Genomic DNA, 23,566 nt, shown 5'->3' with positions numbered 1-23,566 from the left:
CCCCTTGCGGCTCCCCCGCGGACGTCCGCATCCGCCGCCCGTGGGCCCGTCGAGTGACGACCACGATCTGATCGCGGCGGTGGCGGCGGAACGCGTCGAGGCGCTGCGGCTGCTGCACGACCGGCACGCCCCCTGGCTGCGCGCCCGCCTGCTGCGCAGGTGCGCCGACTCCGACATCGTGGACGACGCGATTCAGGACACGTTCGTGGCGGTCTGGCGTGGGGCGGGGCGCTACTCACCACAGGGCGAGGATGCCGCCGCGTGGATCTGGACGATCGCCGCCCGGCGCCTGGCGTCCGCGCTGAGACGCCCCGGCGGACGCTGGATCACCGGAACCGCGCTCGCCGGCACCGACGCCCGCCTGGCCTCCGCGGAAGACAGTGTGCTGCTCGGGGTCGAGCACGGCGACCTCGGCGGCGCTCTGGCCCGTCTGTCGCCCGAACTGCGCGCCGTGATCCAGGCGACCGTCCTCGACGGCCTGACCGTCCGCGAGGCGTCCCGGCTGCTCGGCATCCCGGAGGGCACCGTGAAGACCCGGCTCATGCGGGCCAAGGCCCGGCTGAGAGAGGAGCTGGCATGACGGCCGGTGACTGGCACATCCCGCCCGACCTGCTGGAACGCTATCTGGACGGCACGCTCGACCCGGTGGGCGTCATGTCCCTGGAGGCCCACCTCGTCGGCTGTGGCCGGTGCCGTACGGAGGTGCCCGCCGACGAGGGGTGGCTCGCCGCGTCGTGGGAGCGGATCGCGGCGGAGGTCGCGGCGCCCAGGCCGCCGGTGACGGAGCACCTGCTGCGCCGCGCGGGGGTTCCCGGGCATCTGGCCCGGCTGCTCGCCGCGACGCCCGCCCTGAGCCGCGCGTGGGCCGCGGGCGTCACGGCGGCGCTCGCGTTCGCGGTGGCGGCCGCGCACCTGGCCGAGCACGGCTTCCTCGCGTTCCTGACGCTGGCACCCGTGCTGCCGACGGCGGGCATCGCGCTCGCGTACGGACGGCGGGCCGACCCCGCCCACGAGATGTACTCGGCCACGCCCATGGCGGGGGCGCCGCTGCTCCTGGTGCGCTCCGTCGCCGTGCTCCTGACGGCCGTCGTGCTGACCGCCCTGGCCGTCCCGCTGCTGCCCGCCGCGGCCATGCCGTCCGTCGCCTGGGCCTGGTTGCTGCCCGCGCTGGCGGTGACCTCGGGCTGCCTGGCGCTGGCCACGCGGGTGCCGCTGTCCCTCGCCGCCGCGGCCCTGGGCGGCGGATGGCTCGGGGTCGTGACCGCGGTGGGAGCGATGACGGGTGACCATGCGCTGCCGTTCCGGCCCGCCGCGCAGGTGCTCTACCTCTGTGCCGCGGCACTGCTCGCCCTCGTCCTGTACGTCCGGCGCCACCGCCTCGATCCCGCCCTGGAGCCCAGATGACCCCCATCGTCACCGTGCGCGGCCTGCGCAGACGGTACGGCCGCAGACCCGTGCTCGACGGCCTCGACATCGAGTTCGGCGCGGGCGTGACCGGCCTGCTCGGCCCGAACGGCGCCGGCAAGACGACATTGCTGCGCTGCCTGGCCACCACCCTCGCGCCCGACGCCGGGGAACTGCGCATCCTCGGTCTCGACCCGGCCACGCCGTCGGGCCGGACGGCCGTACGCCGCCGGCTCGGCTACCTGCCGCAGGACCCCGGGTTCTACCCTCATTTCACCGCCTTCGAGACGCTCGACTACGTCGCGATCCTCAAGGAGATGACCGACCGGCGCGCGCGGCACCGGGAGGTGACGCGGGTGCTCGACGAGGTCGGCCTCGGCGACCGGGCGCGCACGAAGACGCGCAAGCTGTCGGGCGGCATGCGGCAGCGGCTCGCGCTCGCGCAGGCTCTGCTGGGCGGGCCGGATCTGCTCGTCCTCGACGAGCCCACGGTCGGCCTCGACCCGGAGCAACGGCTGCGGCTGCGCGCCCTGGTCTCCCGGCTGGGCGAGAGCCGTACGGTGCTGCTGTCCACGCACCAGACGGAGGACGTCGCGGCGCTGTGCGAGCGGGTGGTCGTGATGCACGGCGGGCGGATCCTGTTCGACGGCGCCCCCGTCGGGCTCGCCGCCGTCGCCACCGGCCGCGTCGGCCTCACCGGCGAGCGCCCCGGCCCCGGCGTGCTGTTCTGGCGTACGGCCGACGGGCGCTACCGCACGATCGGCGAGGCCCCGGTGGGAGCCGCCCCGGCCGAGCCGACGGTGGAGGACGGCTACCTGCTCCTCGTCGGCCGGATCGAGGAGGCGGCGTGAACCTTGTGCGCTTCGAGGCCGCCCGGCTGCTGCGCAGCCCGCTGGTCTGGGGAGCGGCGGTGCTCATGGTCGCGCTGCGCGTCTGGCAGACCTGGTCCCGCGCGCCCGCCTGGCCCGAGGTGACGATCGACACCGCGTACGGCTGCCTGCTCGTGGGGGCGGGGGTGCTGCTGGCGGCGAACCTCGCGGTGAACCGGGAGCGGCGTCACGGCATGCCGGAGACCATCCGGGCGCTGCCGGTCCGGGCCCCGGCCAGGACCAGGGCGCTGCTGGTCGCCGCTCCCGCCGTCGCCGCGGCGGTGGCCTGCGCGACCACGGCGGTCCACCTGATGAGCCTGCTCCCCGCGCATGCGGCGGCCCGGTTCGATCCGTGGGAGGCCCTGACCGGGCCGGCCGGCGCGGCGCTCTGCGGTGTCCTCGGCGTCGCGGCGGGGCGGTGGCTCCCCGGGCCGGCGACGGGGCCCGTCGTGCTCTTCGCGGTCGCGGCACCCCTGGAGTTGTCCAGGTCGGGCGGTTCGTGGGCGGCGCTGCTCCCGGTGATCCTGCACCACGACCTACCCGTGGAGATCAACCCACGGCCCTCGGGGGCCCATCTCGTCTACCTCCTCGCGCTGATCCCGCTGGTCGCCGCCCTGGGGATGGTCCGGTACGGCCTGCGTCCCCGGCGCTCGATCGCGGCGCTGGCCGGGCTGGCGGTCGCGGTGCCCACGGGGGCCGTCGCGATCGGCGGCATGCACGACGCGGTGCCCGAGGAGAGGCTGGCCCGGTGGATGACCCCCGAGGCGCAGCGCTGCCGGGAGGCCGAGGGGGTGCGTTACTGCGCCTATCCGGGCTACGAGGCGTGGATCCCTTTGTGGGCACGCGCCGTACGGCCCGTGGTCGCCGCGGTCCCGCCCGCCGAGCGGGACCTGGTGCCCGAGATCCGGCAGCGGGTCGGCGACGTCTCCCTCGGCCAGGGGCGAGGGACGATCATGAAGCCGGGGTGGCCGCACCCCACCGGACCGTTCTTCCTGTGGGGCAGGCACGGGACCGCGGAGCTCTCGGAAGCCTGGCTAGGCGGTCAGGTGGCCGCCCGCGTCGCCGGCCTACCGGACCCCGATTACTGGTTCGTGTCGGTCACCGACCCGCTGTTCGGCGCCGAAGACCTCGGTTTCCAGCAAACCCGGCCCGACTGCGCCGATTGGGGACGGGCGCGCACGCTCGTCGCCCTGTGGCTGGGCGGCCAGGCCGGGCCGGTGCGCACCGCCGCCTCCTCCTGGGCCCAGACCAAGGACTCCGAGCGGCCCGCCGCCGAGCGCCTCTACCGGTACGCCGAGCGGCTGGTCGCGCGTCAGGACGCCCGTTCGCGCGTGTGGACCCACTGGACGACGCTCATGGACCCGAAGACCACGATCGAGCGGGCGCTCCCGCTGCTCGGCCTCACACCGGACCCCGATGACAGGAAGGACTGCTCGTGATCCGTACGGCACTGCTCCTCGTGCGCCCGACCCTCCGGGGCGTCGATTGGGCGCCGCTCGCCTGGACCTGGCTGGCGTCCACAGTCGTGATCGTCGCCGCCGCCCTCACCCGGGGCGCGGTGGTGAGCTGCGACGCCGTGGTCCTCTCGCGGTTGTCCGCCGGGGCGATGGGCGCGACGGCGGGGTTCGCCCTCGTCGATCCCATGGCGTACGACGCGCTGGCGACGCCCGTTCCGAGGTGGCTGCGGATGTGGCTGCGCACCGCCCTCGCCGCCGGGGCCGCGCTCGGGGCCTGGGGGACGGCTCTCGCCCTGATCGTCGTCTTCCTGCCCCAGGGCTCCCCACTGCTCACCGGCGATCTGGCGCTGGAGGCCGCCACCTGCGTCCTCACCGGGCTGTCCGGCGCCGCCGTCGCCGTACGGCTGCGGCCCCGGCACGGCCGTTCGGCGGCCCTCGCGGGCACGGCGGCCCAGTTCACGCTGCTCGCGCTCACGCTCTTCCTCACCGCCGAGCTGTGGCTGTGGCCGCTGCAGGACGACCCGCAGTGGCCGGTGGCCCATCGGCTGTGGCTCGTCCTCCTGCCGCTGCCGGTGGCGTGCCTCGTGTGGGCGAACGGCAATCCCGCGACAAGGTGGAGTCACAGAGTTATGGCGTTCTTCGTTGGGTTTCTCCCGCGCGGCCCTTATGCTCGCAGCACGTCCTCTTTACTGCCGTGAGTGAGGAGATGTTGCGTGGCCGATGACGCGCCGCCACCCCCCGGTATCGATTCGCGCGTCCCCAATCCCGCGCGCATGTACAACTACTTCCTGGGCGGGAAGGACAACTTCGCCGCCGACCGGGAGGCCGCGGAGCGGGTTCTGCGGGTCGCGCCCGAGGCCCGTGCGCTGGCCCGCCGCAACCGGGCCTTCATGCGCCGGGCCGTACGCCACCTGGTGGCCGAGGCCGGGATCCGGCAGTTCGTGGACATCGGCACCGGGCTGCCGGCCGAGGGCAGCGTCCACGAGGTGGCGCACGAGATGGACCCCGGCGTCCGCGTGGCGTACGTGGACAACGACCCGGTGGTGCTCGCGCACTCCCGGGCCCTGCTGTCGGGCACCTCGGCCACCACCGTGACCGTGCAGGGGGACCTGCGGCGGCCCGAGGAGATCCTGGACCACCCGGAGCTGCGCTCGGTGATCGACCCCGCCGAGCCGGTCGCGATCCTGCTCGTGGCCGTGCTGCACTTCCTCACCGACGACGACAAGCCGGCCGAGCTCGTGGCCCGGCTCAGGGAGTCCGTCGCCCCCGGAAGCCACCTCGTGCTGTCCCATGTCACCGACGAGGAGCGGTCCGGCGACGCCCACGACGGGGCGGCCGTCTACCGGCAGGCCAGCAGCGGCGTCACCCTGCGCAGCCGCGAGCAGATCCACGAGCTGTTCGACGGCTTCCGCCTCGTCGAACCGGGCCTGGTCCCGCTGGACGACTGGCGGCCCGACGACGAGAACCTGCTCGCGCGGCAGGCCCGGCGGCACCTGCCCACCTGGTTCCTCTGCGGGGTCGGACACGCGCCCTGAAAAGGCCGTGAATATTGTGTTACGTCCTGCCTGTAGGTTTCTTCCTTTACATGCGATACGCCAGGCTATGCGGCATGCTCAAGCGCACCCGGTTGTTCGGGCAGAAGACCCGAGTCACCTTCACCCTGCCCGTTGACGACCCCACGGGGACGGTCAGCGTGGTCGGCGACTTCAACGACTGGCTGCCCGGCCGCCACGAACTGCTGCGGCGCCGGAACGGCACCCGCACCGTGTCGGTGATCCTTCCGGCCGGCGCGCACCGGTTCCGCTACCTCGCGACGGGCGGCGTCTGGTTCGACGACGACAGCGCCGACCACGTGGACGAGCAGGGCAGCGTGCTGCACCTCTGACCACCAGAAGGGCCGTTTCTCCCGACAGAAGTAGGGCATACGGGAACGATCGCGACACCCCGGCCCTTTTCTGGAGGGGAAACCATGAAGGCAGTTACCTGGCACGGCAAGCGCGACGTACGGGTGGACGAGGTCCCGGACCCGGCCATCAAGGAACCCACCGACGCGATCATCCGCGTCACCACGACCGCGATCTGCGGGTCCGACCTGCACCTGTACGAGGTGCTCGGCCCGTTCATCGGCGAGGGCGACATCCTGGGCCACGAGCCGATGGGCATCGTCGAGGAGGTCGGCGCGGAGGTCACCCACATCAAGCCGGGCGACCGGGTGGTGATCCCGTTCAACATCTCGTGCGGCCACTGCTACATGTGCGACCGCGAGTTGTACGCCCAGTGCGAGACCACCCAGGTCCGCGAATACGACACGGGCGCCGCCCTGTTCGGCTACACCAAGCTGTACGGCGAGGTGCCCGGCGGCCAGGCGGAGTACCTGCGCGTCCCGCAGGCGCAGTTCGGACCGATCAAGGTGCCGGACGGGCCGCCGGACGAGAGGTTCGTCTACCTCTCCGACGTGCTGCCCACCTCCTGGCAGGCCGTCGAGTGGGCCGAGGTGCCCGACGGCGGCAGCGTCACCGTCTTCGGTCTCGGCCCGATCGGGCAGATGTCGGCCCGCATCGCGCGCCACCGCGGCTACCGCGTCATCGGCGTGGACATCGTCCCCGAGCGCCTGGAGATGGCCCGCAGGCACGGCATCGAGGTGATCGACGGCAACGAGACCGACGACGTGCCCGAGGCGGTCCGCGCGATGACCGGAGGCCGGGGCACCGACTCGGTCATCGACGCCGTGGGCATGGAGGCGCACGGTTACACCGTCGGCAAGTTCGCCCAGACGGTCACCGGGATGCTGCCCGACAAGGCCGCCGCCGCCATGATGACCCGCGCCGGCCTCGACCGGCTCGCCGCCCTGCAGGACGCCATCGAGACCGTGCGCCGCGGCGGCACGATCTCGATCAGCGGCGTCTACGGCGGGATGACCGACCCCATGCCCATGCTGCGGATGTTCGACAAGGGCATCGCGCTCAGGATGGGCCAGGCCCACGTCAAGCGGTGGATCGGCGACATCATGCCGCTCCTGACCGGCGACGGCGACCCCCTGGGGGTCGCGGACCTGGCGACCCACCGCCTGCCGCTCGAGCAGGCGCCGCACGGCTACGAGATCTTCCAGAAGAAGGAGGACGGCGCGATCAAGGTCCTGCTCAAGCCCTGACGGCCACTCTCCTCGCCGCGGCCCGCCTGACCCTGCCGCGTACGGCGGTCCCGAGGAACACCGTCCCGAACACCAGGCCCACGAACAGGGCGATGGAGGCCCCGGTCGCGACGTTCCACTGCGTGGAGACCCACACGCCCGCCAGCGCGCAGGCGACCCCGATCGCCGCGGCGAGCGGGAACAGCGGCGCGAGCCTGTCGGTGAGCAGGCGGGCGGTCGCGGCCGGGCCCACGATCAGCGCCACGGCGAGGATCGTCCCCAGCGCGGGCACGGTGGCGACGACGGTCACCTCGACGACCGCGAGCAGGGCGAAGTCCAGCAGCAGGGTGGGCAGTCCGAGCGCCGCCGCCCCCACCGGGTCGAACGCCGCGAGCAGCAGTTCCTTTCCCACCAGGGCGAGCAGGAGCAGCACCCCCACGGCGACGGCGGCGGTCACCACCAGGTCGCCCGTGCCCACGGCCAGGACGTCGCCCACGGTGTACGCCGCCAGGTCCTTGGTGAAGCCGTCCTGCGCCGACACCAGCACCACACCGAGCGCGAAGCCGCCCGACAGCGCGATGCCGGTGGCCGTGCCGAAGTCCTGCCCGCGGCCCCGGCCGAACAGGAGGACCGCGGCGACCACCAGCAGCCCGAACAGCCCGCCGCCGAGGTAGAGGTTCACCCCGAGCAGGGCGGCGACGACGATGCCGGGGAACGTCGCGTGCGTGAGGGCCATCGTGAAGAACGGCAGCCGCCGCGCGACCACGAACACCCCGACCACCCCGCCGAGCGCGCCGACCAGGACGGCCTCGACCAGGGCCCGGTGCACGGTGGAGTCGAGCCAACTCATGCCGCACTCTCCACTACCGTGCGGCGGCGGGCGCGGCTCAGGCCCGCCTTCCTGCGTACGGCCCCGGCGGCGTGGGCCAGGCCGTACAACGCGACCAGGACGAGCACCACGGTCGCGCCGGAGGCGAGCCGCACTCCGTGCCCCACCGACGCCTCGTAGCTCACGACGAGCCCGAGCCACCCGCCGGCCGCGCCGACGAGGCAGGCCAGCGGCACGATGACGGCGAGCCGGTCGGACAGGCACCGGGCCGCCGCGGCCGGCACGATGAGCAGCGCGATCACGAGGATCGTGCCGACCGCCTTCACCGCGGCCACGACGACCAGCGCGACCGCGATGTTCAGCACGAGGTCGAGCAGGCCCACGCGTACGCCGGCCGCGCGGGCGCCCTCGGGGTCGAAGGCCCGCAGCAGCAGCGGCCGCCGCAGCACCGCCAGCAACGCCACGACCACGACCGTCACGACGGCGGTCTGCGCGAGTTGCTCCTCGCTGACCGTCAGCACCCGTCCGAACAGGAACGCCGTGAGGTCGGAGGTGAAGCCCGTCTGCCGCGACACCACCACGACGCCGACGGCGAACAACGTGGTCAGCAGCATGGCGAGCGCGGCGTCCTCGCTCACGCGGCGGCGGTGCGTCAGCAGCGTGAGCAGGACGGCCGTGAGGACCCCGGCGGCCAGCGCCCCCCAGAAGATGCCGCCGTCCCCGGCCATGAGGTGGCCGATGACCACGCCGGGGAAGACGGTGTGCGTCAGGGTGTCGCTGACGAAGGCGAGCCGGCGCAGCAGCACCAGCACGCCGACCGTGCCCGCGAGCGCGCCGAGGATGACCAGTTCGACCAGCGCCCGCGCCATGAAAGGCAACTGGAACGGCTCGAAGAACATCATGTCTGGGTCACGATCACCCGGTCGCCGCGCAGTTCGAGCGCGTGCCCGCCGTACGTCGCGCGCAGCCGCTCGGGCGTCAGCACGTCGCCGGTCGGACCGAAGCCGAACTGGTGCCGGTTGAGCAGGCACACCTCGTCGCAGGCCAGATGCGCGATGGCGAGGTCGTGGGTGCTGACGACGACGGAGGCGCCCTGCTCCTTCAGCGAGCCGATCGCCTCGAGCAGCGCGTGCTGGCTGACCGCGTCCACGCCGTTGAACGGCTCGTCGAGCAGCAGCATCCGGGGCTTGGCGGCGATGGCACGGGCCAGCAGCACCCGCTGGCGCTGCCCGCCCGACAGCGTGCCGAACCGCTCCCGCGCCCGGTGGGCCAGCCCGACACGCTCCAGGGCCTCGGCGGTCTCGGCCCGGTCGGCGGCGGAGGGGCGGCGCAGCCAGCCGATCCGCCGGTAGCGGCCCATCATCACCACCTGCTCGACCGACACCGGGAAATCGGGATCGAGCGTGTCGGCCTGCGGCACGTAGGCGACGTCGCGCCGGGCCTGCGCCGGGGGCCTGCCCAGCACCTCGATCCGGCCGCGCACCACCGGCACCAGGCCGAGCAGCGCCCTGATCAGCGTCGACTTGCCCGCGCCGTTCGGGCCGATCAGCGCGACGGCCTCGCCCTCGTGGACGACGCCGTGCAGTTCCTCCAGGACCGGGACGTCGCCGTAGGCCACGCTCGCCCGGTCGAGCACCAGGGTGGGCGTGCGCTCGCTCATGCGGCGGTCCCCCTCAACGCGTTGACAATGGTGTCCGTATTGTGCTCCTCCATCTGGAGGTAGGTAGCACCGGCCGAGCCCTCGGGGCCGAGCGAGTCGCCGTACAGCGCGTCCTCGCCCGCCACGACCTTCACCCCGGCCTCGCGGCCGATCGCCTCGGCCGTCTTGGGCGGCAGCGACGCCTCCGAGAAGATGGCCGCCACCCCGGTCGTCCTGATCTCGGCGACGAGATCGGACACCTGCTTGGCCGACAGCTCCGCGGAGGTGTCGAAGCTCGGAATGATCGACCCGACGAACGTCAGCTTGTATCGGTCGAGGTAGTAACCGAAGGCGTCGTGGTTGGTCACGAGCTTGCGCCGGTCGGGGGGCACGGACTCGATCTTCCTCGCGATGTCGGCGTCGAGCGCGTCCAGCTTCGCGTCGTACGCCACCCGGTTGGCCTGGTAGACCGCGGCGTCGGGCGGATCGGCGGCGGCGAAGGCGGTCTCGATCGTGGCGACCATCGTCTTGACGTTGAGCGGGTTGTGCCAGATGTGCGGGTCGCCCTCGGACTCGTCGTGATCGTGCCCCTCCTCCCCGTGTCCCTCCTCGTGCCCCTCCCCGGAGCCCATGCGGATCTGGACGCCCCGGGAGGCGTCGACGACGGTCCCGTCGAAGCCGGCGGCCGAGATCGTCTCGTCCAGCCACTTCTCCAGGCCCACGCCGTTCTTGACGAGCACGTCGGCCTCGCCGATGGCCCGCATGTCGGCCGGGGACGGCTCGTAGTCGTGGGGATCGACGTTGGGCTTCAGCAGCTGGTGGACCGTGATCCGGTCGCCGCCGACGTTGCGGGCGAAATCGGCCACCTGCGTGGTGGTCGCCACCACCTTCAACGGCTGTGCCGGTCCCAGGGCGGGATCGGAGGAATCAGAAGGCTTCTGCGCGCCGCCGCACGCGGCTGCGAACAGCACCAGCAGCGCGGCGGACGAGAGCGTACGGACAAGTGGCGAGAGCACGACGATTCCTCAAGTCGGTATCAGGGGAAACATCCCTTCCAAATGTCCCGCAAATGAAAATCATTGTCAACTTGCGGCGATCCGCCGGGAACGCCCCGAGAGCACGGCCCGGGCCGTGCCGGGATTGTCGGCGAAGACGCCGTCCACGCCGAGGTCGTAGAGCATCGCCAGCCAGCCCATCACGTCTCCCGTCGCCCGCGCGTACGCCGGGCCGGCCGGGTCTCCGCGCCGGAAGTCGGCCGGCAGCTGGGCGTTCTCGTCGCGGACGGTCCACACGTGCACGTCGAGCCCCACCCTGTGGGCGTCCCGCACGAGTGTCGTGGGGGCGAGGAGGCGACCGCCGGAACCGGTGGGAACGACCCGAGAGGTCGCCACGCCGATGCCGTCCGCGTACGTCGCGATCTCCTCGAGCCCGGCGGGCGTGACCATCCGGTCGTACGCCGCGCCGGAGCCGCCGATCAGCTGGATCAGCGGCAGCCGGGTCCTTCCGCGCAGCTCGCGCAGGTTGGCCGCCTCGAAAGACTGGATGAAGACCGGGTCGTGCCGGTCGCGCCAGCCGTGCCGGCCCAGCACGTCGAGCAGCGGCTCCTCCAGCGGCAGGCCGACGGAGTCGAAGTAGGAAGGGTGCTTGGTCTCGGGGTAGACACCCACGCCGTGCCGTACGGCCAGCTCCACGACCTCGTCGAACGTCGGGATCGGGGCCAGCCCGTCGAATGCGGCGTTGCCCGGGCGCAGGTCCGGGATGCGCTCGGTGGCCCGCAACGTGCGCAGCTCGGCCAGCGTGAAGTCCTCGGTGAACCAGCCGGTGACGGCCACGCCGTCGATGGTCTTGGTGGTGCGGCGGGCGGCGAACTCGGGATGGTCCGCCACGTCCGTGGTCCCCGAGATCTCGTTCTCGTGGCGGGCCACCAGGACGTGGTCACTGGTGGAAACCAGGTCGGGCTCGATGTAGTCGGCCCCGAGCGCGATCGCCGTCTCGTACGACGGCAGCGTGTGCTCGGGCCGCAGGGCGCTGGCGCCCCGGTGGCCGATGACGAGGGGTTCTGGCTGGTGCGGCACAGCGGCCACCGTACATGCGCGTGCGTGCACGACAAACGCGTACGGCTCCCGCGCCGGACGCGGGAGCCGTACGAGGACGGGGGAACCGTCAGACCTGGCCGGCCTTCTCCAGAGCCGTGCAGCAGGTGTCGACGATCAGGCGGGTGACGACGTAGGGGTCGACGTTGGCGTTGGGGCGCCGGTCCTCGATGTAGCCCTTCTTGTCGACCTCGACCTGCCACGGGATGCGGACGGAGGCGCCGCGGTCGGAGACGCCGTAGCTGAACTTGTCCCACCGGGCGGTCTCGTGGTGGCCGGTGAGGCGGTCCTCGACGCCGTGGCCGTAGTTCTTGACGTGCTCCATGGCGTTGTCGCCCAGGGCCTCGCAGGCGGTGATGATCGGCTCGTAGCCCTCGCGCATCGCCTTCGTGGAGAAGTTGGTGTGCGCGCCGGCGCCGTTCCAGTCGCCCTTCACCGGCTTGGGGTCGAGCGTGGCGGCGACGTCGAACTCCTCGGCGGTGCGGTAGAGCAGCCAGCGGGCGACCCACATGTGGTCGGAGACCTCCAGCGGACCGGCGGGGCCGACCTGGAACTCCCACTGACCGGGCATGACCTCGGCGTTGATGCCGGAGATCTTCAGGCCGGCGGCCAGGCAGCGGTCGAGGTGCAGCTCGACGATGTCGCGGCCGAAGACCTCGTCGGCGCCGACACCGCAGTAGTAGCCGCCCTGCGGAGCGGGGAAACCGCCCAGCGGGAAGCCGAGCGGGCGGCTGTCCTTGAAGAAGGTGTACTCCTGCTCGATGCCGAACCACGACTCCTGGTCGGCGAACCGCTCGGCCACCTCCGCGAGCGGGGAGCGGGTGTTGGTGGCGTGCGGCGTCATGTCGGTGTGCAGGACCTCGCACAGGACCAGCACGTTGTCGCCGCCCCGGATCGGGTCGGGGCAGGTGAACACCGGCCGCAGCACCAGGTCGGAGGAGTGACCGGTGGCCTGGTTGGTGCTGGACCCGTCGAAGCCCCACAGCGGCGGCTCGGCGCCGTCGGCAAGGATCTTGGTCTTGGAGCGGAGCTTCGCGGTCGGCTCCGTGCCGTCGATCCAGATGTACTCGGCCTTGTAGGTCACGTCGATCCCTTCGAGCGAGGCGGCCTGGCGTTCGTCCGCCACGCCCAACAGTGCCGTTTCGGGATTTCGTAGCTTTTGCCCGTTTGTAACCAGAGTGTTAACGCGAGTTCTTTGCCTTGGCGGTGCTGTGACCCGTGGCACATGATCTCCGCTCTCCTGGGCAGTTGGAGGGCGTCCACCAATCGCAACCGCACTGGGAGTGAGGGCAGATGGTCTTACTGGGCCTGCTTCTGGTCCTGATCGCGGCGGCGGCTGTGATCGAGGTGTCGGTCAACGACACCGCGAACACCCTGCCGATCACGGTCCTGGACCGCACGTTCAACCTCAGCCCGTTCGAGCTGTTCATCGCCGGTGTCGTGACCGCCGTCGTCTTCGTCGTCGGCCTGCTGCTCATCACCGGCGGCATGCGCCGCGCCGCCGTGAAGCGCCGCCGGCTGCGTGAGGCCCGCCTGGCGGAGCGGGACCGCGTGTCCCGCCTGGAGGCCGAGAAGCGCGACCTGGAGCGCCGCCTGGAGACGACTTCGACGGCGTCCTCGACGGCCGAGCGGCCGAAGGTCGACCGGGATCGCGACGGCGTCGACGACCGGGCCGAGCGCGCCGAGCGTCCCACCGCGCCGCACAACCGCGTGTCGGTGCCCGCGCAGCAGTCGTCCCCCGACCAGCTGGTGGCCGGCGGACGTCACGCGACCGACGAGCGCCGCGGCTGATCCGTGATGCCGGGGGTGACACTCGCCCGTCCGGTCATGGCCGGACGGGCTCGGGGGACCGCTCGGGAAGCCGTGCCCTGCTCACGTCCCTGCCCTGGGCGCGTGCCAGCTCCGCGAAGGTGATCGCGTTGCGTACGGCGGCGCCGCCGGGATCGTTGTTGAAGTAAACGTAGGCGTCCGGCACCTCGCCCAGGCGGTCCACCCAGCTGCGCAACGCGTGTGACCCGTAGCTGGGCCAGGGTTCGGCCCGCCCTTCGTGGAAGCGCAGATAGACCCAGTCGGCCGTACGCCACAGGGGCCCGGCCGGCCGGCCGAGACGGTCTGCCCAGCACAACGCGGCCCCGAACTCCGTCAGCAGGGCCCGGATCTCGTCGGTCCACCACGAGGCGTGCCGCGGCTCGACCGCGACCCGTACGGTACGCGGGAACCGGGCCAGGCAGGCCCGCAGCCGGCCGGCGTCCACCTGCAGGGTCGGCGGCAGTTGCAGCAGGACGGGGCCCAGCTTCGGGCCGAGCCCCTCGGCCACGCCCATCAGCCGCTCGACCGGCTCCTCCGGGTCCTTCAGCCGCTTGATGTGCGTGAGGAAGCGGCTGGCCTTGACCGCCATGACGAAGTCGGGCGGCGTACGCTCCCGCCACGACTCGAACGTCTCCCGCTTCGGCAACCGGTAGAAGGCGTTGTTGTTCTCGACGGTGGCGAAGATCTCGCCGTAGCTCTCCAGCCACAGTCTCTGGGGCACGCCCCCGTAGACGGGGTCGCGCCAGTCGGCGTACTGCCAGCCGGAGGTCCCCACGAGCACGGGCATATCCGTCCCCTACCCAGCGGACGGCATAGATCGCATCCCTCCGGGCACGCGACGTCAAGAACGAGCAAAAGAGGGGAGCAACGATGATCCAGGGTAAGACGATCGCGTTCCTCGTCGCCCCCGAGGGGGTCGAGCAGGTCGAGCTCACCGAGCCGTGGAAGGCCGTCGAGCAGGCGGGTGGCACACCGAGGCTCGTCTCGGTGGAACGTGGGGAGATCCAGGCGTTCAACCACCTCGACAAGGCCGGCACCTTCCCGGTGGACGCCGTGGCGGGAGAGGTCTCCGCGGCCGACTTCGACGGGCTGGTCCTTCCCGGCGGGGTCGCCAACCCGGACTTCCTGCGGATGCGGCCGGAGGCCGTACGGTTCGTCAAGGAGTTCTTCGACGCGGGCAAGCCGGTCGCGGCGATCTGCCACGCGCCGTGGACCCTCGTGGAGGCCGACGTGGTGCGCGGGCGCACGCTGACCTCGTGGCCCAGCCTCCAGACCGACCTGCGCAACGCGGGAGCGACCTGGGTGGACCAGGAGGTCATGGTCTGCACCGGCGGCCCGAACACGCTGGTCACCAGCCGGAAGCCGGACGACCTGAAGGCCTTCTGCCAGGCCGCCGTGGACGCCTTCGGCGCCTGAGGGAGGGCTTCCCCCTGCGGATCAGGGTCTGTCATGCTTTCCGGGTGCAATTCCGCGGACTCACGGCATGACCGAGGTTTTCACGCTCGGAGAGGCATTGGGCGTCGTCTCCGGCGACCGGCTGCGGCATGACACGACCATCCGCCTCGACGTGGAGGGGCCCGAGCTGACGACGGCGGTCGGCCTGGCCCGGCTCGGCCACACGGTGAGCTGGCTGGGCCGGGTCAGCGCCGACGAACTCGGCACCCGCACGCTGACCGTCCTGCGCGGCGAGGGCGTGGACGTCTCCCACGTACGGGTGGACGAGACGGCGGCCACCGGGCTGATCCTCCGTCAGCGGCGCATCGGCCGCTCGTCGCACGCCGTCCACTACCGGGAGGGCTCGGCCGGGTCCCACCTGTCGACCGGCGACGTGCCCGGCGAGGCGGTGCAGTCGGCACGGATCCTGCACGTCACGGGCGTCACCCTCGGCCTCAGCGGCCTCGCGTGGAGCGCCGTCCACCACGCCGTCAAGCTCGCCAGAGACGCCGGGGTGCTCGTCTCGGTGGACGTCAACCACCGCGCGAACCTCTGGGAGAGCGCGGAGGAGGCCCGCCAGGGTCTCACCGAACTCGCCGCCTCCGCCGACGTGCTGTTCGCGACCCAGGACGAGCTCATGCTCGTGGAGCACGTGCTCGCGTCCACGCCCGAACTGGTCGTGACCCGGGGCGCCAAGGGAGCCAGCGCCACCGTCGAGGGCCTGCGCTACGACACCCAGGCCGCCCCCGTGACCACGGTCGACCCCGCCGAGGTCGGCGGGGCGTTCGTCGCGGGCTACCTCAGCGCGATCCTCGACGGGCTCCATCCGTCGGACCGCCTCAAGCGCGGCATCTCGGTGGCCGCCTTCGCCGTCGCCAGCCACAGCTCCTGGCAGGGTTTGCCCACCCGCGGCGAACTGCCTCCGTGACGCTTGGCAACTCCAGCATCGCGATTTACCTGTGAGGCGAGTCGTTTGCGGATGTTTCAAAGTTGACGGAAGCGTAGCTACTCACCAGTAGAGATACTTGGATGTGAGTGGGGTGACCCACGGCATCCGGCGTCCAACTCGTCAGGCCCATGCGGAGGCCGACACAACCGGATTTGCCCACACAGGCCCTGTGGCTCCGCCGTATTCCTAGGCACGAACGGCCGATCCCGGCCTGCAAACCCTAGATCTTCGTCGTCCTGGAGGCAGAGCCATGAAGAAGAGGGTCCTTGTCGCGTCCACCTTCAGCGCGGTCACCTTCACCTTCGGCGTGATGCCGCAATCCGTCGGCGCGGCCCGGTGGTTCGCCAATCCCGCGCCTCCCTCTCCACCCGCCGAACGGGAGGCACCTCAGGCTCCGGACACAACGCCGCAGCCCTTACCGCCGCGTGATTCGGCTCCGCCGGCTCAAAACCCGCTGGGGCCATCGACCAGCCCGCCCACGTCACCGACCAGCCCGCTCACGCCGCCCTCCACCTTGCCAACCCCGTCTTCCTGTCCGTATCAGCCGCCCAGGTGTCAGGGCCCGCATCCGTCGTCCGACTGTCCGGTCCGGCAGCCTTATTGTGGGAGGCCGGGCGACGGCGCGACACCACAAGGCCGCTGGGATAGGGCGCGGTCCGCGCCGCCCGGCTCCGGCTGCTCGGCCGTGACCGGCACCGAGGCCATGGGCGAGCGGCCGGTGGCCACCGCGATCGCCGGCGTTCCCGACCTGTCGAAGATGGCGTCGGCCCTTTCTCGAGGCAACCTGGCCCAGTACCTCGATTCGGCCAAGGACATCACCGTGTTCGTGCCGGTCAACGACGCGTTCGTCAAACTGCCGAAGTTCGAGCTGGACCGGATGTTCTCGGACGAAGACAAGGACTGGACGCGCCAGGTCCTTACGTATCACGTGACCGAAGGGCGCAAGACCAGGGACGAATTGAGCAATGCCAAGCTCACCACCAAGGAGGGCCACGAGCTCACCACTCGCCTGTCCGGTCAGGACCTCGTAATCAACAACGACGCCAAGGTCCTCTGCGGAGAGATCCAGACGGCCAACGCCACGGTTTACCTCATCGACAAAGTGCTGATTCCGTAGCGGTGACCACACCCACCGCTCGTGACGCGGGAAATCGGGCGGCCGTCCAGCCGGACGGGCTCACCGCCCAGGCAGACACCGCGATCGTCATCCAGCACCAGGCAGCGCGGGCGACTGCGGGAAGTTGCGACATCGGTACCGCCCTGTAACACCCGGCCCGGAAAATCTGATCAATGGTCTGGAGGTAGACCAAAGGAGCCGGGCATGTCAGATCCCGCCGCAGACGCGATGGATCTCGTCACGGCCTGGGCCGGGCTATTCCCGCCGAGGTCGCCGACACGGTCGCCCAGCCCGTACGCGACCGAGGATCCATGCTTCGGCCGCCCGATCGACAAGATCGGCGGCTGGACACCCCGCACCTGTTAGAGCCGGTTAGAGGAGGCCTCAGTGGCGCAAGCCCTCGACGACGACGCCAAACGACTAGCGGAACTCGGCTACAAGCAGGAACTGGCCCGCACCTGGAGCGGGTTCTCCAACTTCGCCATCTCCTTCTCCATCATCTCGATCCTGGCCGGCTGCTTCACGACCTTCGGACAGGCGTGGAACAACGGCGGACCGCTGGCGATCTCCGTCGGCTGGCCGCTGATCTCGGCGTTCATCCTGATCATCGGCTTCTGCATGGCGGAGCTGGTCTCCGCGTTCCCCACGGCGGGCGGCATCTACTGGTGGGCCGCCAAGCTGGGCCGGCCCGTGCACGGCTGGTTCACGGGCTGGCTGAACCTGATCGGGCTGATCGCGGTGACCGCGTCCGTCGACTACGGCTGCGCGACGTTCCTGAACATCACGATCGGGCGCTTCAGCGACTCCTGGGCGAACGGCAACGCGCTGCACCAGACCTTCCTGCTGTTCGCCGTGGTCCTGGTGCTGCACGCGCTGATCAACATCTTCAGCCACCGGCTGATCTCGCTGTTGCAGAACGTATCGGTGTGGTGGCACGTGTTCGGCGCCGCGGCCGTCGTGCTGATCCTGATCTTCGGCCCGACGGAGCACCAGAGTGTGGGCTTCCTGTTCGAGACGTTCAACAACTCCGGGTTCGGCGACGGCGACTCGGGCCCGGCGTTCTGGCTGTACGTGCTGCCGCTGGGCTTCCTGCTCACGCAGTACACGATCACCGGCTTCGACGCCTGCGCGCACGTGTCGGAGGAGACCCACGGCGCGGCCCGCACGGCGGCCAAGGGCCTGTGGCAGTCGATCTTCTACTCCGCGATCGGCGGCTGGATCCTGCTGCTGTCGTTCCTGTTCGCGGCCACGAACGTGGACGCCGTCAACGCCGAGGGCGGCTTCGTCGGCGCCATCTTCACCTCGTCGCTGTCGTCCACGCTCGCCACGGTCATCTTCGGCATCTCCACGATCGGCCAGTTCTTCTGCGGCATGAGCTGCGTGACCTCGATGTCGCGGATGACGTACGCGTTCTCCCGGGACGGCGCGGTGCCGGGCTGGAGGCTGTGGTCGAAGGTGGACCGCAACCGGACGCCGGTCAACGCGATCATCGCCGGCTGCGGGGTCGCGCTGCTGATCACGCTGCCCGCGCTCTACGCGCCCGAGGGGACGACGACTCCCGTCGCGTTCCTCGCCGTGGTGTCCATCGCCGTGATCGGGCTCTACCTCGCGTTCCTCATCCCGATCTGGCTGCGCCTTCGCGCCGGGGACTCATTCCAGCCGGGGCCGTGGACCCTGGGCCGCAAGTACAAGGCGTTGTCCTGGATCGCCGTGATCGAGATCGCGATCATCTCCGTCTACTTCGTCCTGCCCATCGCCCCGGCGGGCGTGCCGGGCAACGCGGACTTCACCTGGACCTCGGTGAACTACGCCCCCATCGCGGTCGGCGCCGTGCTCGTCGGCATCGCCCTGTGGTGGCACCTGTCGGCCAAGCACTGGTTCACCGGTCCCCGCCGTACCGTGGACGACCTTGGCGACGACGTCGGTGACGACGTCGGCCGGCCCGAGCCCGTGACCTGATCTCCCGGTGTACGGCCCGCCCGCCCCGGCGGGCCGTACGCTCGTCTGATGATCGACGACACTCGGCGCAGGCGCCACCTGGCCGCGCTCGCCCGCACGGCCCTGACGGCCTATGACGTGCCGGTGGCCCGCCTGACCGCGATGGCGAAGGGCTTCAACACCACCTTCCGGGTGGACGGCGCGGACGGCCGGCGTTATGTGCTCCGCGTCCAGCGTCCGGACGGCCCGAGCCCGGAGATGGTCAGGTCGGAGGCTCTGTGGCTGAGGGCCCTGCGCCGCGACACCGCGCTGGCCGTCCCCGAACCGGTGCCCACCCGTACGGGTGACCTCCTGACCGTGGCCGAGCACGCGGAGGTGCCGGCGGCGCGCAGCTGCGTGCTGTACCACTGGGTGGACGGCCGGTTCCTGGACACCACGCTCACCACCGCGCACCTGCGCCGGGTGGGCGCCTTCACCGCGCACCTGCACCTGCACAGCGCGGAATGGACGGCGCCGCCCGGCTTCGCCCGGGGACGCGTCGACGCCGTCACCGAGTCTGGCCGTCGCACCGCGACCCCGCCGCAGGAGGAGGCCGAGCAGGCGGCACACCTGGTGGAGCGGGTGCATTCGGCGGCGGGCGCCGAGATCGTGCGGACGGTGACGGAGCGCGTCCGGCGCATCCGGGACACCCTGGGGCAGGGCCCGGACGCCTACGGGCTGATCCACGGCGACCTGCACCAGGAGAACTATCTCTTCCACCGCGGCGAGGTCCGCGCCATCGACTTCGACGACTGCGGGTACGGCCACTTCGTCTACGACCTGGCCGTGACCACGGGCGAACTCGCCCACCTGCCACACGCCGCGGATCTGCGTGCCGCCCTGCTCGCGGGATACCGCGCCGTACGGCCGCTGCCCCCGAGCCACGAGGACGCGATCGGGGACTTCACGGCGTTGCGGCGTCTCCAGCTCACGCTGTGGGTGCTGCAGGAACGGGCACAGCCGATGTTCCGCGACGACTGGCGGGACCGGGTGACCCGCGGCCTGGAGAGCGCGGCCCGGGCCCTGTGACCGCCGGCGTCAGGAGGCCTCGAACGCCTCCGCGACCACCGGGCGGGTCTCCTCCATGGAGGCCCGTCCGAGCTCGCGGGCGATCGAGGTCATGTCCACGTCGGGCATGCCGCACGGGATGGCGAGGTTCCACGGCGTGAGGTCGCCGTCCACGTTGAGCGCGAAACCGTGACTGGTGACCGACCGGCTCGACCGCATGCCGATCGAGACGATCTTCCGCCCGGTGTCCCGCGTCCACACTCCGGTCAGCAGCTCCGACCCGGGCGGGGTGTCGCGGCGCTCGGCCGGGACACCCATCCGGGCCAGCGCCTCGACCAGCCGCAGCTCCACCTCGCGGATGTAGTCGACCACACCCTCGCCGTCCCGCAGCTTCACGATGAGATAGCCCACCAGCTGCCCGGGGCCGTGATAGGTGAGCTGCCCGCCGCGGCCGGTCGGCACCACGGGGATGCCGGCCGACGGGTCGGGCAGGTGGGTCTCCAGCGTCCGCTTGCCGACCGTGAAGACCGGCGGGTGGCTGAGCAGCCACAACGTGTCGGGCCGCGCGTCGTCCTGCCGTTCCTCGACCAGCGCGGCCATCCGCTCCATGGCCTTTTCGTAGTCGACCAGCTCGTCCTGGATCAGCGTCAGGGGCCGTTGCCGCATCATCGCTCACCTCTTCCGATGTGAGCATAAACGCGCCCGCGCCGTGCGGCGCAGCCGCCTACCTGCGCCCGTACGAGTAGTCGTGGCCCGCCGACGTGGGGGCCGGGGCCTTGGGGAAGAGCACCCACATGATGATGTAGGCCACGAACTGCGGACCCGGCAAGATGCACGACAGCAGGAACAGCAGGCGTACGACCGTCGGCGACATGCCGTACCGGTCCGCGATCCCCCCACAGACGCCAGCGATGATCTTGTGCTGCCTCGATCGGTACATCGATCGGCTCCTTTCGTCATCCGGTTCAACGGACGGCCTCACAAGTCACGTTCCGCGAGGAACCCTGAGAAAACCCCGATCCCCCGACCCTGAGGTGACAGGGACCTATCCGCACTGCCAGGGCGCGCCCGGCACGACCAGCGGACCGCCCGTGACCGGGTCCGATACGACGACGGAGGTGAGCCCGAAGACCTCGTGGACCAGATCGGCGGTGATGACATCGCCCGGCGCACCCCGCGCGACGATCCGTCCCGCCTTCATGGCGATGAGGTGGTCGGCGTAGCGGGCGGCCTGGTTGAGGTCGTGCAGGACGGCGACGACCGTCCGGCCACGCTCCCGGTTGAGCCGCCGGACCAGGTCGAGCACCTCGACCTGATGCGCGATGTCGAGGTATGTCGTCGGCTCGTCCAGCAGCAGGAGGTCGGTGTCCTGGGCGAGGGCCATCGCGATCCAGGCCCGCTGCCGCTGGCCGCCGGACAGCTCGTCGACCGGCCGCTCCGCGAGATCGCCGGTCGCGGTGCGCTCCATGGCCTCGCCGACGGCCTTCTCGTCCGCCTCCGTCCACTGCTGCCACCATCTGTGGTGTGGCTGCCGCCCGCGCGTGACCAGTTCGGAGACCGTGATCCCCTCCGGCGGCACCGGGGTCTGCGGCAGCAGCCCGATCTTCTGCGCGACCCGCTTGGTGGGGATTCGGGACAGCTCGGTGCCGTCCAGCAGGACCGCGCCGCGTCGCGGCTTGAGCAGCCGGCCCAGCGCGCGCAGGAGGGTGGACTTGCCGCACGCGTTGGGCCCGATGATGACGGTGACCTGCCCGTCCGGGATCTCCAGGTCGAGGCCGTCGACGACCGTGCGGTCCTCGTAGGTGAGCACGAGCCCTTCGGCCCTCAGACGGTTGCCGGTCATGCGGCGCCTCCGGAACGGCTGCGAGTGCGGACGATCAGCCACATCAGATACGGTGCGCCCACCGCGGCGGTGAACACGCCGACCGGCAGCTCGATCGGGGAGAACAGCGTGCGGGCCAGCAGATCCGCGACGGCCATGATCAGGGCGCCGGTCAGGGCGGAGCCGGCCAGCGGGATCTGAGCGGTGCGGGTGAGGCGGCGGGCGATCTGCGGGGCGAGCAGCGCGACGAAGTCGACCGGGCCGACCGCGGCCGTCGCCACCGACGCCAGGGCGACGCCGAGGACGATCAGGCACAGACGGACCCGGCCGAGCCGTACGCCGAGAGCGGTCGCCGTGTCGTCGTCGAACGACACGGTGCGCTGCGCCCGGGCCGCCCAGAGCAGCGCCGGCATCAGCACGAGCCCAATCAAGGCGAGCGGCACGGCGTGCTCGTAGCCGCGGCCGTTGAGCGATCCGGTGAGCCAGACCTTGGCCTGCTGGGCCACCAGGTAGTCGCCCTTGGTCACGAACAGCTGCGTCAGGGAGCCGAGGGCGACCGAGATGCCGATGCCGATGAGCACGAAGCGGGCGGCGTGCAGGCCCTTGCGCCAGGCGAAGACGTAGACCAGCCCGGCGGCGGCCATGCCGCCGAGGATCGCGACGTACGGCAGGGTGGTGTGCGCGGTGAGGCCGAAGGTCATCGCGGCGACGGTCGCCGCGCCCGCGCCCTGTGTCACACCGATCACGTCCGGGCTGGCGAGCGGGTTGCGGGCCACGGTCTGGATGAAGCCTCCGGCGAGGCCGAAGGCGGCGCCGGTGAGAAGACCGACCACGAGGCGGGGCATCCGCAGGGTGCCGACCACGAACTCGTCGGGGCTCGGCCGCCCCGCGAGCACGCGCACGACCTCCGCAGGACTGACGAAGGACTCGCCGACGCACAGATAGACGACGGCGGTCACCGCGAGCGCCGCGCCGAGCACGGAGGCGACGAGGGTCGCCCTGCGGTGCAGCAGGAAACTGCCCCGCCCCGCGCGCAGGACGGAGAAGCCCGTGGGGCGCACGGGGCTTCTGGACACCGTCACGCCGCCACCACCGCCTTCCTCCGTACCAGCGCGATCAGGAACGGCACACCGAGCAGTGCGGTCATGACGGCCACCGGCACCTCCGAGGGCGGGAAGACGACGCGGCCGAGGACGTCCGCGACCAGGATCATCACGGGACCGAGCAGGGCCGCCGCGGGAAGCACCCAGCGATGGTCGGTGCCCACGAGCGCTCGCGCGATGTGCGGGACGGCCAGGCCGGTGAAGGCGATCGGACCGGCGGCGGCGACCGCGACGCCGGTGAGGACGGTCGCGCCAAGCCCTCCGAGGATCCGCAGCAGAGGGATGTTGTGGCCGAGCCCTCTGGCCACGTCCTCACCCAGCGCGAGCGCGTCGAGTCCCCGAGCCGTCGCGGCGACCAGCAGCAGTCCGGCGAGCAGGAACGGCCAGGTCTGACCGGCGATCTCGACGCTCCGGCCGCTGATCGAGCCGACATGCCAGAACCGGAACTCGTCCAGGGCCCGGGCGTCGGTCGTCACGATGCCGGAGACCACGGAGGCGAGCAGGGCGTTCATCGCGGTGCCGGCCAGAGCGAGCTTGACCGGGGTGGCGCCGCCGCGCCCGCCGGCGGCGATGATGTGGACCGCGACCGCCGCGATCCCGCCGCCCGCGAAGGCGAACCACACATAGCCGCTGAGCGAGTGCACTCCGAAGAACGCGATCGCGCACACCACGCCCACCGAGGCGCCCTGGCTGACGCCCAGGATGCCGGGCTCGGCGATGGGGTTACGGGTGACGCCCTGCATGACCGTACCGGCCACGGCGAGGGCGACGCCGACCATCACCCCGATGAGGGTGCGAGGCGCCCGCAACGACCGTACGACCTGGGCGTCGTCGCCCGCGCCGCCGTGCAGCAGGGCGTCCACCACCACGCTCGGCGCGATCTGGCGGCTGCCCAGCGCGAGGCTGAGCAGTACGGCGAGGACCAG

Annotated in this window: 26 protein-coding genes; 14 read left to right on the top strand and 12 right to left on the bottom strand. The window is 71.5% G+C overall.

The genetic code is table 11. From position 1 onward, the window contains the following. Positions 1 to 40: 40 nt before the first annotated feature. The 8 genes from AB0J39_RS07450 to AB0J39_RS07415 all read left to right on the top strand — a co-directional run bounded on the left by AB0J39_RS07450 (position 41) and on the right by AB0J39_RS07415 (position 6,881). Positions 41 to 580, top strand: coding sequence for a sigma-70 family RNA polymerase sigma factor (locus AB0J39_RS07450; protein WP_363462587.1), 540 nt, complete (start codon positions 41 to 43; stop codon positions 578 to 580). Next, entirely contained in the window at positions 577 to 1,404 is an 828-nt protein-coding gene (locus AB0J39_RS07445) for a zf-HC2 domain-containing protein (protein ID WP_363462586.1), read from the top strand. Before AB0J39_RS07450 ends, AB0J39_RS07445 begins: the two co-directional genes overlap by 4 nt. Beyond that, the gene (locus tag AB0J39_RS07440; RefSeq protein ID WP_363462585.1) at positions 1,401 to 2,255 is read left to right on the top strand and encodes an ATP-binding cassette domain-containing protein; all 855 of its coding nucleotides are present in this window, start codon (positions 1,401 to 1,403) and stop codon (positions 2,253 to 2,255) included. Before AB0J39_RS07445 ends, AB0J39_RS07440 begins: the two co-directional genes overlap by 4 nt. Beyond that, on the top strand, positions 2,252 to 3,712 hold the full coding sequence (locus tag AB0J39_RS07435; protein ID WP_363462584.1) for a hypothetical protein: 1,461 nt from the start codon (positions 2,252 to 2,254) through the stop codon (positions 3,710 to 3,712). The genes AB0J39_RS07440 and AB0J39_RS07435 overlap by 4 nt, the downstream gene beginning before the upstream one ends. Next, on the top strand, positions 3,709 to 4,428 hold the full coding sequence (locus tag AB0J39_RS07430; protein ID WP_363462583.1) for a hypothetical protein: 720 nt from the start codon (positions 3,709 to 3,711) through the stop codon (positions 4,426 to 4,428). The genes AB0J39_RS07435 and AB0J39_RS07430 overlap by 4 nt, the downstream gene beginning before the upstream one ends. Before the next feature lie 15 nt (positions 4,429 to 4,443). Then, positions 4,444 to 5,265: an SAM-dependent methyltransferase gene (locus tag AB0J39_RS07425; protein ID WP_363462582.1), complete on the top strand. Its 822-nt coding sequence runs from the start codon at positions 4,444 to 4,446 to the stop codon at positions 5,263 to 5,265. Positions 5,266 to 5,339: 74 nt separating this feature from the next. Continuing rightward, positions 5,340 to 5,615 carry an isoamylase early set domain-containing protein gene (locus tag AB0J39_RS07420; protein WP_363462581.1) on the top strand — a complete coding sequence of 92 codons (276 nt, stop codon included), beginning with the start codon at positions 5,340 to 5,342 and terminating at the stop codon, positions 5,613 to 5,615. 84 nt (positions 5,616 to 5,699) lie between these two features. Next, positions 5,700 to 6,881, top strand: a complete 1,182-nt coding sequence (locus AB0J39_RS07415) for a zinc-dependent alcohol dehydrogenase (RefSeq protein ID WP_363462580.1) — start codon at positions 5,700 to 5,702, stop codon at positions 6,879 to 6,881. Here AB0J39_RS07415 and AB0J39_RS07410 read toward each other — a convergent pair. The 6 genes from AB0J39_RS07410 to glnII form a co-directional block, all read right to left on the bottom strand. Beyond that, the gene (locus AB0J39_RS07410) at positions 6,871 to 7,710 is read right to left on the bottom strand and encodes a metal ABC transporter permease (RefSeq protein ID WP_363462579.1); all 840 of its coding nucleotides are present in this window, start codon (positions 7,708 to 7,710) and stop codon (positions 6,871 to 6,873) included. The genes AB0J39_RS07415 and AB0J39_RS07410 overlap by 11 nt on opposite strands. Beyond that, on the bottom strand, positions 7,707 to 8,591 hold the full coding sequence (locus AB0J39_RS07405; protein ID WP_363462578.1) for a metal ABC transporter permease: 885 nt from the start codon (positions 8,589 to 8,591) through the stop codon (positions 7,707 to 7,709). The genes AB0J39_RS07410 and AB0J39_RS07405 overlap by 4 nt, the downstream gene beginning before the upstream one ends. Continuing rightward, positions 8,588 to 9,349, bottom strand: a complete 762-nt coding sequence (locus tag AB0J39_RS07400) for a metal ABC transporter ATP-binding protein (protein WP_346224855.1) — start codon at positions 9,347 to 9,349, stop codon at positions 8,588 to 8,590. The genes AB0J39_RS07405 and AB0J39_RS07400 overlap by 4 nt, the downstream gene beginning before the upstream one ends. Continuing rightward, entirely contained in the window at positions 9,346 to 10,344 is a 999-nt protein-coding gene (locus AB0J39_RS07395) for a metal ABC transporter substrate-binding protein (protein WP_363462577.1), read from the bottom strand. The genes AB0J39_RS07400 and AB0J39_RS07395 overlap by 4 nt, the downstream gene beginning before the upstream one ends. A 66-nt stretch (positions 10,345 to 10,410) precedes the next feature. Next, complete coding sequence (locus AB0J39_RS07390; RefSeq protein WP_363462576.1) at positions 10,411 to 11,403, bottom strand: glycerophosphodiester phosphodiesterase; 993 nt, start codon at positions 11,401 to 11,403, stop codon at positions 10,411 to 10,413. Positions 11,404 to 11,491: 88 nt separating this feature from the next. After that, complete coding sequence (gene glnII / locus AB0J39_RS07385; protein WP_363462575.1) at positions 11,492 to 12,547, bottom strand: glutamine synthetase; 1,056 nt, start codon at positions 12,545 to 12,547, stop codon at positions 11,492 to 11,494. Between the two features lie 167 nt (positions 12,548 to 12,714). On the opposite strand from glnII, the gene AB0J39_RS07380 reads away from it, so the two are divergent. Then, positions 12,715 to 13,212 carry a hypothetical protein gene (locus tag AB0J39_RS07380; protein ID WP_363462574.1) on the top strand — a complete coding sequence of 166 codons (498 nt, stop codon included), beginning with the start codon at positions 12,715 to 12,717 and terminating at the stop codon, positions 13,210 to 13,212. Positions 13,213 to 13,246: 34 nt separating this feature from the next. Here AB0J39_RS07380 and AB0J39_RS07375 read toward each other — a convergent pair whose 3' ends face one another. Then, entirely contained in the window at positions 13,247 to 14,017 is a 771-nt protein-coding gene (locus AB0J39_RS07375) for a DUF72 domain-containing protein (protein ID WP_363462573.1), read from the bottom strand. Positions 14,018 to 14,100: 83 nt separating this feature from the next. Here AB0J39_RS07375 and AB0J39_RS07370 point away from each other — a divergent pair, with 83 nt between their 5' ends. The 5 genes from AB0J39_RS07370 to AB0J39_RS07350 all read left to right on the top strand — a co-directional run bounded on the left by AB0J39_RS07370 (position 14,101) and on the right by AB0J39_RS07350 (position 19,736). After that, on the top strand, positions 14,101 to 14,646 hold the full coding sequence (locus tag AB0J39_RS07370) for a type 1 glutamine amidotransferase domain-containing protein (protein WP_363462572.1): 546 nt from the start codon (positions 14,101 to 14,103) through the stop codon (positions 14,644 to 14,646). Positions 14,647 to 14,713: 67 nt separating this feature from the next. Beyond that, positions 14,714 to 15,592: a sugar kinase gene (locus AB0J39_RS07365; protein WP_363462571.1), complete on the top strand. Its 879-nt coding sequence runs from the start codon at positions 14,714 to 14,716 to the stop codon at positions 15,590 to 15,592. A 706-nt stretch (positions 15,593 to 16,298) separates the two neighbouring features. Next, entirely contained in the window at positions 16,299 to 16,730 is a 432-nt protein-coding gene (locus tag AB0J39_RS07360) for a fasciclin domain-containing protein (protein WP_363462570.1), read from the top strand. Between the two features lie 387 nt (positions 16,731 to 17,117). After that, a complete protein-coding gene (locus AB0J39_RS07355) occupies positions 17,118 to 18,689 on the top strand; it encodes an amino acid permease (RefSeq protein WP_363462569.1) in 1,572 nt (523 codons plus the stop codon). Positions 18,690 to 18,737: 48 nt separating this feature from the next. Beyond that, positions 18,738 to 19,736 carry a phosphotransferase gene (locus AB0J39_RS07350; RefSeq protein WP_363462568.1) on the top strand — a complete coding sequence of 333 codons (999 nt, stop codon included), beginning with the start codon at positions 18,738 to 18,740 and terminating at the stop codon, positions 19,734 to 19,736. Between the two features lie 9 nt (positions 19,737 to 19,745). On the opposite strand, the gene lipB is transcribed toward AB0J39_RS07350, so the two are convergent. The 5 genes from lipB to AB0J39_RS07325 form a co-directional block, all read right to left on the bottom strand. Then, positions 19,746 to 20,381: a lipoyl(octanoyl) transferase LipB gene (gene lipB, locus AB0J39_RS07345; protein ID WP_363462567.1), complete on the bottom strand. Its 636-nt coding sequence runs from the start codon at positions 20,379 to 20,381 to the stop codon at positions 19,746 to 19,748. Positions 20,382 to 20,439: 58 nt separating this feature from the next. Beyond that, positions 20,440 to 20,655, bottom strand: a complete 216-nt coding sequence (locus AB0J39_RS07340) for a PspC domain-containing protein (RefSeq protein WP_346224866.1) — start codon at positions 20,653 to 20,655, stop codon at positions 20,440 to 20,442. 105 nt (positions 20,656 to 20,760) lie between these two features. Continuing rightward, positions 20,761 to 21,558 carry an ABC transporter ATP-binding protein gene (locus AB0J39_RS07335; RefSeq protein WP_363462566.1) on the bottom strand — a complete coding sequence of 266 codons (798 nt, stop codon included), beginning with the start codon at positions 21,556 to 21,558 and terminating at the stop codon, positions 20,761 to 20,763. Beyond that, positions 21,555 to 22,619 (bottom strand): iron chelate uptake ABC transporter family permease subunit, encoded by a 1,065-nt coding sequence (locus tag AB0J39_RS07330; RefSeq protein ID WP_363462565.1) that lies wholly within the window; start codon positions 22,617 to 22,619, stop codon positions 21,555 to 21,557. The genes AB0J39_RS07335 and AB0J39_RS07330 overlap by 4 nt, the downstream gene beginning before the upstream one ends. Continuing rightward, a partial coding sequence (locus AB0J39_RS07325; RefSeq protein ID WP_363462564.1) for an iron ABC transporter permease occupies positions 22,616 to 23,566 on the bottom strand: 951 nt, incomplete at its 5' end. The genes AB0J39_RS07325 and AB0J39_RS07330, both read right to left, overlap by 4 nt.

Source organism: Microbispora sp. NPDC049633, from assembly GCF_040675265.1.
Lineage (GTDB): Bacteria > Actinomycetota > Actinomycetes > Streptosporangiales > Streptosporangiaceae > Microbispora > Microbispora maris.
Note: the sequence above shows the minus strand (reverse complement) of the source record. Positions and strands in the feature narration are given on the sequence as shown.

Bases quoted from the DNA above. Each gene is read 5' to 3' on its own strand.
- AB0J39_RS07445 (WP_363462586.1), top strand. From the start codon at position 577: ATGACGGCCGGTGACTGGCACATCCCGCCCGACCTGCTGGAACGCTAT.
- AB0J39_RS07440 (WP_363462585.1), top strand. From the start codon at position 1,401: ATGACCCCCATCGTCACCGTGCGCGGCCTGCGCAGACGGTACGGCCGC.
- AB0J39_RS07420 (WP_363462581.1), top strand. From the start codon at position 5,340: ATGCTCAAGCGCACCCGGTTGTTCGGGCAGAAGACCCGAGTCACCTTC.
- AB0J39_RS07415 (WP_363462580.1), top strand. From the start codon at position 5,700: ATGAAGGCAGTTACCTGGCACGGCAAGCGCGACGTACGGGTGGACGAG.
- AB0J39_RS07410 (WP_363462579.1), bottom strand. From the start codon at position 7,710: ATGAGTTGGCTCGACTCCACCGTGCACCGGGCCCTGGTCGAGGCCGTC.
- AB0J39_RS07405 (WP_363462578.1), bottom strand. From the start codon at position 8,591: ATGATGTTCTTCGAGCCGTTCCAGTTGCCTTTCATGGCGCGGGCGCTG.
- AB0J39_RS07400 (WP_346224855.1), bottom strand. From the start codon at position 9,349: ATGAGCGAGCGCACGCCCACCCTGGTGCTCGACCGGGCGAGCGTGGCC.
- AB0J39_RS07380 (WP_363462574.1), top strand. From the start codon at position 12,715: ATGGTCTTACTGGGCCTGCTTCTGGTCCTGATCGCGGCGGCGGCTGTG.
- AB0J39_RS07375 (WP_363462573.1), bottom strand. From the start codon at position 14,017: ATGCCCGTGCTCGTGGGGACCTCCGGCTGGCAGTACGCCGACTGGCGC.
- AB0J39_RS07370 (WP_363462572.1), top strand. From the start codon at position 14,101: ATGATCCAGGGTAAGACGATCGCGTTCCTCGTCGCCCCCGAGGGGGTC.
- AB0J39_RS07365 (WP_363462571.1), top strand. From the start codon at position 14,714: ATGACCGAGGTTTTCACGCTCGGAGAGGCATTGGGCGTCGTCTCCGGC.
- AB0J39_RS07350 (WP_363462568.1), top strand. From the start codon at position 18,738: ATGATCGACGACACTCGGCGCAGGCGCCACCTGGCCGCGCTCGCCCGC.
- lipB (WP_363462567.1), bottom strand. From the start codon at position 20,381: ATGCGGCAACGGCCCCTGACGCTGATCCAGGACGAGCTGGTCGACTAC.
- AB0J39_RS07340 (WP_346224866.1), bottom strand. From the start codon at position 20,655: ATGTACCGATCGAGGCAGCACAAGATCATCGCTGGCGTCTGTGGGGGG.
- AB0J39_RS07335 (WP_363462566.1), bottom strand. From the start codon at position 21,558: ATGACCGGCAACCGTCTGAGGGCCGAAGGGCTCGTGCTCACCTACGAG.